The 13,879-nt window shown below is 43.3% G+C and carries 11 protein-coding genes; 5 read left to right on the top strand and 6 right to left on the bottom strand.

What is annotated here, in order from left to right; all coding sequences use genetic code 11:
* Nucleotides 1-225 precede the first annotated feature (225 nt).
* Nucleotides 226-1,830: an OstA-like protein gene (locus AABK40_RS00670; protein WP_338397393.1), complete on the bottom strand. Its 1,605-nt coding sequence runs from the start codon at nucleotides 1,828-1,830 to the stop codon at nucleotides 226-228.
* An 88-nt stretch (nucleotides 1,831-1,918) separates the two neighbouring features.
* Here AABK40_RS00670 and tilS point away from each other — a divergent pair, with 88 nt between their 5' ends.
* The 3 genes from tilS (at nucleotide 1,919) to ade (ending at nucleotide 5,558) form a co-directional block, all read left to right on the top strand.
* Nucleotides 1,919-3,301: a tRNA lysidine(34) synthetase TilS gene (tilS, locus tag AABK40_RS00665; RefSeq protein WP_338397392.1), complete on the top strand. Its 1,383-nt coding sequence runs from the start codon at nucleotides 1,919-1,921 to the stop codon at nucleotides 3,299-3,301.
* The gene (locus tag AABK40_RS00660; RefSeq protein ID WP_332922188.1) at nucleotides 3,298-3,813 is read left to right on the top strand and encodes a Crp/Fnr family transcriptional regulator; all 516 of its coding nucleotides are present in this window, start codon (nucleotides 3,298-3,300) and stop codon (nucleotides 3,811-3,813) included. The genes tilS and AABK40_RS00660 overlap by 4 nt, the downstream gene beginning before the upstream one ends.
* 119 nt (nucleotides 3,814-3,932) lie before the next feature.
* The gene (ade, locus tag AABK40_RS00655) at nucleotides 3,933-5,558 is read left to right on the top strand and encodes an adenine deaminase (protein ID WP_332922189.1); all 1,626 of its coding nucleotides are present in this window, start codon (nucleotides 3,933-3,935) and stop codon (nucleotides 5,556-5,558) included.
* 47 nt (nucleotides 5,559-5,605) lie between these two features.
* On the opposite strand, the gene AABK40_RS00650 is transcribed toward ade, so the two are convergent.
* Complete coding sequence (locus AABK40_RS00650) at nucleotides 5,606-5,845, bottom strand: hypothetical protein (protein WP_338397391.1); 240 nt, start codon at nucleotides 5,843-5,845, stop codon at nucleotides 5,606-5,608.
* Between the two features lie 214 nt (nucleotides 5,846-6,059).
* Between AABK40_RS00650 and AABK40_RS00645 the strand changes: the two genes are divergently transcribed.
* Nucleotides 6,060-7,067, top strand: coding sequence for a hypothetical protein (locus AABK40_RS00645; protein ID WP_338397390.1), 1,008 nt, complete (start codon nucleotides 6,060-6,062; stop codon nucleotides 7,065-7,067).
* A gap of 92 nt (nucleotides 7,068-7,159) precedes the next feature.
* Here AABK40_RS00645 and AABK40_RS00640 read toward each other — a convergent pair whose 3' ends face one another.
* The 3 genes from AABK40_RS00640 to AABK40_RS00630 form a co-directional block, all read right to left on the bottom strand.
* Complete coding sequence (locus AABK40_RS00640; RefSeq protein WP_338397389.1) at nucleotides 7,160-8,395, bottom strand: alkaline phosphatase family protein; 1,236 nt, start codon at nucleotides 8,393-8,395, stop codon at nucleotides 7,160-7,162.
* An 819-nt stretch (nucleotides 8,396-9,214) separates the two neighbouring features.
* Nucleotides 9,215-10,693 carry a glycine--tRNA ligase gene (locus AABK40_RS00635; protein WP_338397388.1) on the bottom strand — a complete coding sequence of 493 codons (1,479 nt, stop codon included), beginning with the start codon at nucleotides 10,691-10,693 and terminating at the stop codon, nucleotides 9,215-9,217.
* 109 nt (nucleotides 10,694-10,802) lie between these two features.
* Entirely contained in the window at nucleotides 10,803-11,564 is a 762-nt protein-coding gene (locus AABK40_RS00630; RefSeq protein WP_338397387.1) for an FkbM family methyltransferase, read from the bottom strand.
* 181 nt (nucleotides 11,565-11,745) lie between these two features.
* On the opposite strand from AABK40_RS00630, the gene AABK40_RS00625 reads away from it, so the two are divergent.
* Nucleotides 11,746-12,399 carry an O-methyltransferase gene (locus AABK40_RS00625; protein WP_338397386.1) on the top strand — a complete coding sequence of 218 codons (654 nt, stop codon included), beginning with the start codon at nucleotides 11,746-11,748 and terminating at the stop codon, nucleotides 12,397-12,399.
* A 212-nt stretch (nucleotides 12,400-12,611) separates the two neighbouring features.
* Here AABK40_RS00625 and AABK40_RS00620 read toward each other — a convergent pair whose 3' ends face one another.
* Complete coding sequence (locus tag AABK40_RS00620) at nucleotides 12,612-13,874, bottom strand: cation:proton antiporter (RefSeq protein WP_332922196.1); 1,263 nt, start codon at nucleotides 13,872-13,874, stop codon at nucleotides 12,612-12,614.
* Nucleotides 13,875-13,879 lie beyond the last annotated feature (5 nt).

The raw sequence follows: 13,879 nt of genomic DNA, 5'->3' as shown, positions 1-13,879 counted from the left end.
TAAGGGAAAAAGGCTCATTTCAAATAGTGTAAATACAACCAAAAATAGTCCCTTTTTGCACAAGTGAGTGAAAAAGCCGTAAAAAATCAAAAAATAATTGTAATTATATAAAAAATTACCTTTCTTTATTATAGTCAATATAGGTTAATTTCCTTCTTTAATACGGAGGACAAATGGGATTATGGATAGGGCTACACTTAATTGTTGTAGCCCTTTTTTGTTTTGTTATTCATTCAAAGCGGGTGCGTCTATCGCCTCTTTTAGAATTGGCGCAGGGGTACTGATAACGCCAGTAGAATCAGCAGGCTGCACGCCTCTCGGCGCCAGGACATCCTCGAGGGTAGGACGGTCACTTTTCCGCCAATTAAGGCCTTTAAGTACTTTGAGCTCATCCGTAATTTCATGAGGAGGGTAGAAGGTTGCTTCAGGCTTAACATAAAAGCGGACTTCCGAAGGTTGAGTCCCTTCAAAAAAGATCTTCATATTACTGCACAGAATCCGGTTAAGTCCCTGCAAGCTGTTGTCTTGCTTCAGGGCAAAGTAAAGCGACTCACTGTTACCATTCACATCAACTTCCTCAATGCTTTTGCCTTTAAAATGAGCCACCATTTCACGCCCCTTAATCTGATTGAAATTACCCACAGTATCTTCCATAATAATGAAGGCATTCCGTTGGAGGAACATTTTATCCAGAGAACCTTTTCCTAATTTCAATGAAATGGAATCCGCTTCAATCTGGTTTCGCTGCGCCCACAGCAATGGATCATCGTAAAGGTAAATCAGTGAATCATTCATATTATAAGCCATAGAATCAGCGATTCCCTGCAAGTCAGATTTCCATATCTTTACATCATGGAAGGCCAACATCTTATTTTCATTTTCCTGTTTGTTATCAACAGCAATCAGCGTATCTGCTGAAAGATAGAAAGTGTCAACCTCCATAATTTTTTTCATCACTGGGCTTCCCCAAATTTTGGTATAGCCACGCGATTTGTCGTAATAAGCCTCCTGACCGGTAATTTCCACACTGTCTTTTTTCGACAGCATATATACGTTGCCAATCACCTTATACAGGTTCTCCGCTTTATTATAAACCATATCGTCCCCCTTCACCCGGTAGGCGTCGGTTTCAATCACCCCAGAATAAACTTGCGATTCCTGACTGCTGGCGTCGTAAATCATGCCATGGGGAGTATCAAGGGTAGAGCCATCGCTACGGGTACTTTTGGTGTAGCCAAAGGTGGTGGCTTCCTTGGTAACTGTGTTATAAATCAGGGAATCGGTTTCGAGCGTATATTCAGGGTTCACCAGTTTTACCTCCCCCGAAAAGACCATCTTCTTTTGGTTTGGGTAGTAAGTCCCCTGAGTTGACGTCAGGGTATTTTCACCATCAATAATTTTTCCAGAGTTAAAATAGTGGGCAGATTTGCTGGTGGTGTTGTAATCCAGAAAATCAGTGTACAGCGTCATGTTGCCATCACTGTAAACCACATCCTCACGCAGCTTGGCCATCCGCTCGGTGGTTCGGTAAACCAGCTTCCGCGAGGTAATATTTATCGAGTCATTCTCAACAATACGTACCTTTCCGTAGCACTCCATCTCACCCTTCCTGCGGTAATAGTAAGCAGAATCGGCATAAATCTGTGCATTACGTTTTTTGAAACTGAAAACCACATCACCAATCAATTTCTGATAGCGCACAGATCCTCGCCGACCGTTAACCAAATCCTTGGCGTCGTAGTTTACTTTCTCTTTTTTATTTTGAGCCTGCACCTGACCCATGCTCATCATAACAAGCACACAAGCGAATAAAGCGATGATTTTACGCATCTGTATCAATTAGTAATTAAAGCCTAATAAGAAGAAGGACGTGATTTGGCGGTAAAAAACAGGCAAATGCCACAATCCTCTTGTAATTTTGGTAAATTCCACCAAATTTAATAAATCCATCCGCTATTCCGCCAATAATCCCATGATCCTTAATGCGTTTTTAGCACAATTAAAAGCCAAGGGGCTTTACAGCCCAGAAAAGCCCTATCTGTTGGCTGTCAGTGGTGGGCTTGATTCCATGGTATTGCTCCATTTATTTTGCCAGCACCACTTACCTGTCACCATTGCGCACTGTAATTTTCAACTTAGAGGAACCGCCTCCGAACTCGATGAATTACTGGTCAGGAAAACGGCTGAACAACTGCAAATACCCTTGCATTGTACCACATGGGATACCCGCTCGGAGGCTCAAAAACAGGGAGGATCCATCGAAATGGTGGCCAGAACTTTACGTTATCAGTTCTTCGAGAATTTGGTAAACACCCACCAGTACGCTTATGTCGCTACGGCACACCACCTCAACGACCAGCTCGAAACCTTTCTGTTCAATACGGCCAAAGGTTGCGGAATAGCAGGCATTAAAGGCATGCAAACCCAAAGAGGGCAGCTGATTCGCCCTTTGCTGGATTTCAGCAGAAAACAATTGCAAGATTATGCCGATTTGCATCAAATAGCGTACAGGGAAGACGAAAGTAACCTGGAGGTGAAATATCAGCGCAACAGAATACGACATCATATCATTCCTGAACTTAAACACATTAACCCTGAGCTTGAAAAGACTTTCGCCGCGACACAGTACCGAATTTCCGAAGCTCACAAACAGTTATTGCAATGGGCTGAAGAGCTCAAGGTCAAGGCATGGAAACAGCAAGCACAGCAGATTTGGATGGACAAGGGTATAATTGCTGAACAAGCCTCCCCAATTTTGTTATTAGAATACTGGCTTCGCCCGATGGGTTTTTCCTTTGCCGTTATTGAACAAATTGCGCAACACCTGAAAAGCCCTGCCGGAAAACAATTTGAAGGTAAAAATGGCCGACTGTTTACCGACAGGCACCATTTGATTTATCAGGAACAACAGCAGGATTTACGCACCATCGAGGTCAAAATTGACGATCAGTCTTTGGTCAGCCAAGATTTTAAATTATCTTTTGAAAAGATGGCCAAAAATGATTATCAATTAGAAAGAGTTCCCGACATTGGGGCTTTCGACCTTGATAAAATTGAATTTCCACTGAAACTTCGCCCCTGGCAACTCGGCGATAAGTTTCAGCCGTTGGGAATGAGAGGCAAAAAGAAAATCAGTGATTTTCTGATCGATCAAAAAGTTCCCTTGCCGCTAAAAGAGCGCTGCATGGTGCTCGAAAGCAATGGGAAAATTATCTGGGTTGTTGGCTATCGCCCCGACGACCGATTTAAAATCACCGATTCAACAACTAATATTTGGCGTGTACAAAAACAATCTTTATGAAAGGTCTCTTTAAAAAACCTTATTCTGACGAAGACATTCAACTTTACGATTTTCTGCAAAATTGCCCTTTGCTTGCTGAGCTCAATTACCGTGAGCTTTCGGAATTCAAACCCTTTCTATACCTGAGGGAGTACCAAAAAGATGAAGCCATATTTTTCAGAAATGATCCCAGCCAGGTGCTGTATATCATCAAAAATGGCGAAGTAAGCATGTCTGTGGATATCGAAGGAAACTTTGAGGAACTCGGCAGAATTGGTGCGTATGGGGCTTTCGGAAAAAATGCCCTCTTGCCACACACCCACCGACTCCACCACACCATCGTTACAAGCACCAAGGCGGAAATCTATGCTATTCCAGCCTCAGACCTCCACGATATTTTTGAAAAATACCCAGAGATTGAAAATAAAATGCTTCGTGCCCTGACGGTCTATTATAATGATTACATGAAAAAATTATTCATTGCTTACAAAAAGTCGAAAGCCTTTTTTGAGCTCAAGGATGTTTATCAATAATTTAGTCCTTAGCCACTGATTTTATTTTCTTTTATCCCTTAAGCCTTTAAATTTGTTCACTTTTAAGCCTGTCCATACTTCAGGACTATAGCCATTATATTGCTTACTTACAGGGAACTATGAAAATAATTAAAGGACAACTGGTTGATCTTCATCAAAAGATCATCTATCCTGCAGAAATCAAAATAGATCAACAACGCATCAAGTCAATCCGAAAAATCAAGGAAGCTCCAGCGCATTATATCATGCCTGGCTTTGTGGACGCCCATGTTCATATTGAAAGCTCCATGTTGATTCCCTCGGAATTTGCAAGACTTGCCGTAGTGCATGGAACTGTAGGAACCGTTTCAGACCCGCACGAGATCGGCAATGTGATGGGCATCATGGGCATCCGCTTCATGATCAACAATGCCAAACAAACCAACTTCAAAATTAATTTTGGTGTGCCGCCATGTGTACCCGCTACACAATTCGAAACAGCGGGGGCGACCATCACTCCCGAGGACGTTGATACCCTGTTCAAAAAAGATGGGCTGAAATACATGACCGAGTTCATGAACTGGCCTGGGGTGCTGAACAAGGATGAGGACTGTGTCCGTAAACTTGATATCGCCAAAGCTTACGGCAAACCGATCGATGGCCACGCCCCTGGACTGAAGGGCGAACAGGCAAAAGCTTATGCCGATGCAGGTATCAGTACAGATCACGAATGCTTCACTTATCAGGAAGGATTAGACAAAATTCAGGCAGGCATGAAAGTGCAAATCCGTGAGGGAAGTGCTGCAAAAAACTTTGAAGCTTTGGTGGATTTACTCAAAGATCACCCTGAGCAGGTGATGTTTTGCTGTGATGACAAGCACCCTGACAACCTGATTGAAAATCACCTGAACGATCACGTAAAACGTGCACTGGCCAAAGGCCACGACCTTTTTGATGTGCTTCGTGCGGCAAGTTACAATGCCATCAAACACTATGACCTGGACATCGGGTTGTTGCAGGAAGGTGACCCTGCTGATCTGATTATTGTAGATAACCTTGAGGAGTTCAACATTCAGAAAACTTACATCAACGGGGAGCTGGTGGCTGAACATGGCACCACTTTATTAAAATCTGTTCCGTGCACACCCATCAACAATTTTTCGTGTGCCCCAAAGGTCGTAGAAGATTTTGCCATTCCTGCTTCAGCGAAAAAAATCAACGTGATCGAGTGCCTTGAAGGCGAACTCATTACCAATGCCCTGACCATGGAGGCTAAAATTGAAGATGGCCAATATGTATCGGATACCGAACGGGATGTCCTGAAAATGGTGGTGGTGAACAGGTACAAAAAAGCGCCTGTTGCCAAAGCTTTCATTAAAAATTTCGGACTGAAAAAGGGTGCTATTGCCTCTTCCGTAGCGCATGATTCTCATAATATTATTGCCGTAGGAACAGATGACGAATCCCTTTGCCGTGCAGTGAACATCATCATCGAATCTCGGGGTGGCGTTTGTGCTTTCGATGGAGAAGATCAAACCGTTTTACCTTTACCTGTAGCTGGCCTGATGACCAATATCAATGGCTATGAAGCGGCACAACGATATATGGCCGTGGACAAAATGGTGAAAGCCATGGGGGGTACATTGAACGCACCATTCATGACATTATCTTTCATGGCGCTGCTGGTCATCCCATCTCTTAAATTAAGCGATAAAGGACTATTTGACGGAGATCAGTTTTGCTTCACCGACTTGGCTAAGGAATAAAAAGAGTTAAAATATAGAAAAACATGATTTTTATTAACTTTTTTCTTTTATTCATCAAATCTTAATGTTATGTTTATGGAGCTATAAGATAAATGGCTCCAATAACTTAACTGAAAAATTACAAACAATACCAACTTCTTCATCAATCTCGATGCCTCAAGATCATACTCTTGAGGCATTTTTTTGATCCCCACTTCAGGGAAACTGCCCTTGATTAGTGTTGGCTTCATCGCCTGGCTTAGCAGGCTCGAACCTCCAACAAAAGTGTTCAGGAGTATTTTCAGCATTCAGATCAGCCTATTTTTTGAAGAAAATATTCCGAGACTACACAGGATAAATTTGATCGAATCTTGAAAAAGTTTAAATAGATTCTAATTCCATGAATGCTGAATAGTAGTAATTTACCAAAATAAGGAAGATTGAACTCATTGACTTAAACAGAATTAACCACCACCATAAAAAATTCCGTTTAGAAATTTATTACCCTACAAAATAAATAACATGAAAAATCTACTACTCCTCCTTTGCATCCTACCTGCATTGCTCTTCGCCTGTAAGGACAAGGACAGCAGCGCACCCACCGAATCGGCCAATGCAGAAATTGTTGCTTTGTCAGCAGCAACTATACATGGGTTTACAGTTGAATACGCCACCAAAGGCGACGCCAATTTTGAGATCAAGCTCTTTCAAACGTCAAAAGACAATCCCAATATTTCGGATGTCAAGCCAGTATTGGAGTTGCCCGCACAGGCAGGTGACCACAAAGAGGTGATTAACAATGTCGTGCTATTTCCTGGTGTTACCTACACTGCGATGATGGCCGTTAATGGTGTCCTCGAAACCAACAGTACAAAAGAGATTACGACCAAATTAGCAGACTTTAAAATCACTTATAAAAAGGTCGACGAACAGTCGTTCGACATCACAGAAACACCCGTCGGTTCTGGCGGAACACTGATGGTTTCCATGGATCAGAAATCCTTCGCGCCCTTCACACCTTATCAGGTAAATAATATGAAACCACACACTGGGGGGGCCATGTACCTGAAGGTGGTAAACGACCAACAGGAAAGTAACACGATTGAAATTAAGGCAGATGAGTTTAAAAAATTCACGGCCATCAATAAAACGTCAAGTATTCAAACGGATGATATTAAAGAACAAAGTGTTGAACTTGACGGACAAAACTTACATTTCACAGTAGCCCTCGCTTCTGGCGAACAATTCGATCTGACGGTAAAATCAAAAACAGCAGACCAGCTTGAAAAGCTTTTTAAAAGTGATGAAGCCGCTGCGATTGGCACAAATGATCTGGAGGTAAGTGGTACACTGCAAAAGGATGGCAAGACTTATCAGCTGGTAGCTGATGGCATTATTGTAAATCAAGTAGGTCTTCTGAATTCTGGTCAGGAAATTGCCCTTTCGGGGATTTTCACCTTTTATTTGGATGGAAACACGAGAGGCACCGAAATACAGTACGATCAACTGATTTTCAGAGCAAACAAATAACTTTCCCTTCCTTCGGGCGGCCCGTCATTATTGATCGGGAAAATTGACGCCCAAAGGCAGGCCCAAGCCAACTAAGCTAAAGGCCATCGCGGTTATTCCGTGGTGGCCTTTTTTTGCGTCTCTTCCAGTATCGGTTGCAATACAGACAAATTCCCGTCAATGCCCTGTGGAATGCTGAGGTTTAAAACCCTTGCCATCAATGGATAAATATTGACATTTTCAAATGCGGGAATGGTCATCCCCCTTTTAAACGACGGGCCATTAGCATAAAAAATCGCATGCGTATCCTGTACTGCCGGGTCATAACCATGCGTTCCCGCCGACGGCTTTCTTCCTGCCTCCACAAACATATAATGCGGGCTGGCTTCAAGCCAAAAATCTGGCACATCCTGATGTGTATAATGCCAGTATTCAGGGGCATCCTTTTTCTGAATCACCCGATAGCGCCCGTCCGCATTAGCTTCCAGTGCTTTTATCAAGCCCGCGATATTTGTTTCAGTGGCAGGGTAAATCATCAATTGTGTGCCTCCAGCATTTAACACCTGGCAACCATTGAAGTCGGCCAGTTCCTGGTAATCAATTCCATGCGTTACTTCCACCATGCCGTGGTCAGAGATTAACAAATAATCAGGGGCAATCCCTTTTTCATTCATCAAGCGGAACAACCGGCCCAAAGCCCGATCCACTTCGGCCACTGCCTGCTTGGTCTTTTTGCTGTCTGGCCCGAAATGATGCCCACTGTGGTCGGGTTCATGAAAATACAAAGTGATAAAATCCGGCCGTTCCCCTTCAGGAAGCTGTGCCCATTTCAGTACCTGATCAACCCGATCGTTAAAAGGTGTGGACTCCCGATAAGGGTAGTAATAAGTCGGAAGGTGACCTGCATGCTCCACCTCCGAGCCGGGCCAAAAATAACAGGCTGCAATTTTCCCCTGATCTTCTGCCAATTTCCAGATGGGAGTGCCACCATACCATCGGGGGTTATTCCGTTCGGCAGCATCACCGAGTTTAAAAGTGGCCTGATAGTTTTTTGAAAAAAAGGCATTATGAATCAGCCCATTATGACCAGGATAAGTACCTGTGGCTACTGCCCAGTGGTTGGGGAAAGTCTTGCTCGGGTAGCAGGGAATCAATGCTTCGGCTTTTACTCCTTCCTCAGCAAATTTCTGAATGTTTGGTGCCTGAAATTTCTCGGTGTAATCAAAGCGATAACCATCCACAGAAATGAGAATCAACGGATGATAACCCGTACCGGAAGTACTGTTGGGTGTGGATTTACAGGCAAAAAGACCGCCTGCGATCAGCAAAAAAATAAAGGAACGCAGCATGATATTCAAGGTGATGTTAATTTTTCAGCAAGTTAAAACAATCTTCCATAAGGTCGGCTGAGGTAGCCCGATAATCTTTGAGGAGAAAACGCTCTGTTTTTTAGTTTAATATTGAACTTTATAAAGCTGAGTACATCCCAAATCAATGGCTGTTTTCCCAACTGACAAATAAGTGCAACTAAGTCATTAAGCCCCATTTATTGCCAATTCATCCATAAAAAGCTTATTTGATCAAGCCTGTTGATGCAAATTCAAGACACTAAAACTTCTCATTGTTCAAGTTTACGTCGGGAAGTCGGCAGTTTATTACGCTTGTTGTAAAATAAACAACAATTGAAATAATGCTCGGATTTTCGCCCCAAAACCCGACAATAAGAAGTTTTTGAACAAAAAAAACCTGACAGTGGACTGTGGCTGTCAGGTAAATACTTCTCTTGTGGAATGGAATGTATTTCTTTAGATCGGTTTGATCAATTTATCGAATGTATAAATGTTATAACTCGAAAAAGCGCTTGCAGGTTTCAGACATTTATTAAAAAAATATAAATTTCTCATTAAGCACCGATTGTTTTCATTTAAAATTAGGCTCACACGCTTTTTAAAGGGGTACTCCTGTTTCATGCCTCCACAGGAAAACGACATCAATTTGTACTTTATCAACATCATTAAGCGCATTTTTTTAAACTTCCCATCCTGCTGCAAATTCGGATTACTGGAATTGTTCTTGAATTATTGATCTACAATACCCCAAACTTTCAGTTACAAAAAAAGCGACCTCATCTCTGAAGTCGCTTTAAATATTTTTATGACAGGCAGTGCTTAGTCTTCCAACTCACGGAAAATCTTAGAAATAGAAACCGCTTCGCCGATCACTTTACGCAAATCTGCAATCGCCACACGTTCTTGCTCCATAGAGTCGCGGTGACGGATGGTTACTGTTTTGTCTTCCAAAGTTTGGTGATCTACTGCAATACAGAAAGGCGTACCGATCAAATCCTGACGAGTATAACGCTTACCGATAGATTGCTGCTCCTCATATACCAAATTGAAATCGTATTTCAGGTCATTGAAAATCTCTTTCGCTACATCTGGCAAACCATCTTTTTTAGTCAATGGGAAAATCGCTGCTTTTACAGGGGCAAGGGCAGGGTGGAACTTCAAGAAAGTACGTTTTTTCGCTTTCTCTCCTTCGCCAACCATTTCTTCTGTAAAGGCATTGAACATGGTCATCAAGAACAAGCGGTCAGCACCAATAGAGGTTTCTACCACATAAGGAATATAGTTCTTATTGATCTCAGTATCGAAATACTGCTGTTTCTTTCTCGAGAACTCCTGATGTTGTGTTAAATCGAAATCCGTACGAGAGTGAATTCCCTCCACTTCTTTAAAGCCAAATGGGAATTTGTACTCGATATCCGCTGCTGCATTGGCATAGTGCGCCAATTTCTCGTGATCGTGGAAACGCAAACGATCCTGAGGAACACCCAGCACTTTGTGCCATTTCATGCGGCTTTCTTTCCACTTTTCGTACCACTCCATTTCTTCTCCTGGGCGAACGAAAAATTGCATTTCCATTTGCTCAAACTCACGCATACGGAAGATGAACTGACGCGCAACGATCTCGTTACGGAATGCTTTACCGATCTGAGCGATACCGAAAGGCACCTTCATACGGGCTGTTTTCTGAACATTCAGGAAGTTTACAAAAATACCCTGCGCCGTCTCAGGACGAAGATAAACGGTACTTGAATCATCGGCTACTGAACCGATTTGCGTCGAGAACATCAAGTTGAACTGGCGAACTTCTGTCCAGTTGCATGTTCCTGAGATTGGACAAACAATCTCCTTGTCGATGATCAACTGACGAACAGCTTCAAGATCTTCCGCCTCCAGCAAACGTCCCAATTCCTGCTCCAAAGCTTTCGCCTCTTCCGCTTTGCCTTCTTCTTCCAATTTGGCTGCAAACTCCTCCACCAATACATCGGCGCGGTAACGCTTATTGGAATCTTTGTTGTCGATCATCGGATCGTTGAAAGAATCCACGTGCCCTGAGGCCTTCCACGTTGTAGGGTGCATGAAGATTGATGCATCGATACCGACAACATTGGAGTTCAGGCGAGTCATTGACTGCCACCAAACGTCTTTAAGGTTTTTCTTCAATTCCACCCCGTATGCTCCGTAATCATAAACTGCCTGCAGGCCGTCATAGATTTCAGAGGATGGATATACGAATCCGTACTCTTTTGCGTGCGAAATAATGTCCTTTAAGGCGCCGTTTTCTTCTTGTTGTTTAGCCATCTTGGAAAAATATATATTGATTCTTTGAATTGCTTATTTAATCATGGGCAGCAGGCCGCTGCCACATTGCTTGCAAATATAAGGAATGTCCTTGACAATTAAGGGGTATTTAAGTCCTCCTCACGAGGGTAGAGTTGAAAAATTCATCTTGATGCACCAAATCATAACCACGTTCAATCCATGCCTCAAGCGCTTCCCGCATCCGCAGTAGCGCATTTTCATCCTGCGGGTGATTGACCTCATCAAATTCCACACAAAGGATTTTAGGGTAAAGCCCTTCGCTCAGCAGGTTATTCATCACCGTATATTCAGCCCCTTCAATGTCTATTTTGAGCATATCTATTTGCTGATGCCCCAGATTGTCCATCAGTTGCTGAGTGCTGTAAACCTGGGCCTCGAAGTACTGATCGGTCTTTTGCAGGTTTACCGCTGAATGCGACACATGGGAGGGATCCGCCGGGGTGTAAAATCTCAACACCGAATCCCTGTCCCAAATTCCCCACTCATGAAACTGCACCATCTCCAACACTTTCGGCGTAGTGGGGTAGGCCCATGCGCCATTATAAATCGACATCGCCTTTCGCTGCCGCATGGCACTTTCCGCCTTTTTAAAGTGTTCCACTGCCCGTGGAGTAGGATCAAAAATATGCACCTCGCATTCATATTTCTCTGCCAGCAGCAAATCAAAACTGATATCTTCCCCCGCTCCTGCGCAATAGCAGACCGATTTACTGTTCAGCACCCCTTTGGGTACCACCCAGCCCCCATATGCTGAGCCCAATCGCTCAATGGGTATCTTTTTTATAGAGAAATATCTGCGGAGTTTCCACCATGCTTTCGCCAGCATATACTGCTGAATGATCCTGTTCATATTGTGTAGTGCCGTTAAAAAATATTGATTGCTAATTTCATTGCGGGGATCACTTTAATATTGCCTCTTATTTTTTAAATTCGTGAAATTTATGGAAAAGCAAAAAATATTCGCCGCTCTTCAAGTTAACCATCAAGCTTTTATTTATAAAGGCGATACGGAAAATTAATCAACTTTATAAATGAGTTTTATCAAAAAAGCCTTGCGTAAAAACCGTTTCACGGCACGGTTACTTAATATCTATTTTTTAAACCGATTTTATCTCGAACCTAAAGGCTGGACAGAAAGCAGGTTCACGGGACAGTCGATTGATGGAAATAACGAGCCCATCCCATGGTTTTCCTATGCCTGTATTCATTTCATTTCAGCGCGTATTCTTCCTGCCAAGAAGCTCACCGTTTATGAATATGGTATGGGCAACTCCACCAAATGGTTTGCACAAAGGGCCAAGCACGTTGTTTCTGTTGATCACGACAAAAGTTACTTCGAGTACATTTCTCCTATAATTGCCAAAATAAAAAATGCGAAAGCCTTTCTTGAAGAAGATACCAACAACGGCTACATCAAGCACCTGCAGCAGCAAGAGACCGCTTTTGATATTATCGTGATTGATGGCCGAAACCGCAATGCCTGTGCGCCTGTTGCATTGAGCAAGCTGACCTCGAGAGGAGTGATTATATGGGATAATTCCGACCGACCAGAATATCAGCCGGGGATTCAGAAAATCCTTGATGCTGGCTTCAGGAAAATTGATTTTCATGGCCATTCGCCCATTAGTTTTGAAGAAACCATGACCAGTATTTACTACAAAGAAGGAAACTGTCTTGATATTTAAAACCGTGATTGGTAAGAGACAATAAAATGGCCCGCGATAGACATTCCTTCTGATTCTTCAAAAGGGCTTTTGGACTGAAGTGCCGTAGGCCTACTTACAAAGTGTCGGATTTTAACCGGTAAAAACGAACAACGAAATAACAGTTAGTCATTCATAAAAAAAAGCCAATGAGTTCAATGACCCATTGGCTTTTTTTGTGTCTTTCAACGGACTCAGGGAGCAGCCTGTTCCGCATCTCGCTTCCCAAGCTGAATACACATCTTCAGCAGTGGTGCAGAAATAATGATGGTTACCAACACCATGATCACGATCGCTACAAAAAGCTGATTATCGATCAAGCCCGCCTGTAAAGCAATGGCGCCCAAAATCACCTCCAACGTACCATGCGTATTCATTCCAAAACCAATCGCCAGCGCGTCATGCTTTGGCAGTCCACTGATTTTCGCCCCTGTATATCCACCAGCGACTTTCCCGATAAAAGCGGTTATAATCAGTACAACCACCAGCCATAAATTAAAGCTGTCGATGAAATTGACATGCAAACCTATCGATACAAAAAATAGCGGTGCAAAGATATTATTGATGAAATGATGTAAAATTTCTTTGGCTCTTTCGGAAAGGTGTACCGAATCGCCCAGGGCAATACCAACAATGAAAGACCCAAAAATGGCATGAATGCCAATCCATTCGGTAAAGGCGGCAGCACAAAAACACAAGGCCATAGATAACGACAACAGACCGCCAGGCCAGGCCAAGCGGGCGTTGATCCACGGCAACACTTTATCAATTACATATCGGCCAACGGTCAGCATCAGCAGGGTAAAGCCCATAGTCAGGCCAATAGTTTCTCCCAAGCCCATGTGTCCACTTTCAGAACCCATCATCGAAAGGATAACGGTAAAGATCAGCCAGCCCAAAATATCGATAATCATGGCTGAAGCAATGATGAGCATCCCCGTTCGGGTTTTAAAGATATTCAGGTCCATCAGGATTCGCGCAATCACGGGCAAAGCCGTAATCGAGAGGGTTGTCCCGATAAACAGGGCAAAGACAAGGTGGTTGGCGCTGTCTTCAAGCCCAAAGAATTCAGGCACAAAATAAGGGCCTACAAATCCCAGGATAAAAGGGATAATCAGGGCTGACAAACTGATGTTGGCCGCTTTCTTCCCCTGTTCAATCACCAGGTCAAGCTCCACTTCAAGCCCTGCAATAAAGAGCAGTAATACGACGGCAATCTGAAAAAAGCCGTCAAGCACAATGGCCGAAGAGCCGCTTGTCGGGAAAAGGGTACCCCAAAGTTCAGGCGCTATCTGTCCAAAAAACGTCGGCCCCAATAATACTCCCGCTAAAATTTCCCCCACCACTGCAGGTTGCTTCATCCTTCGGATCAGCTCAGCCAAAAGACGCGCCACGCCGAGGATTACGGCCAGCTGCAACAGCAGGCTGATCACTTCACTATGATTTAATTTCTCCATGTAAA

The sequence above is a fragment of the Persicobacter psychrovividus genome (genome assembly GCF_036492425.1).
Classification (GTDB): Bacteria; Bacteroidota; Bacteroidia; order Cytophagales; family Cyclobacteriaceae; genus Persicobacter; species Persicobacter psychrovividus.
This window is presented reverse-complemented; position numbering and strand designations above follow the sequence as displayed.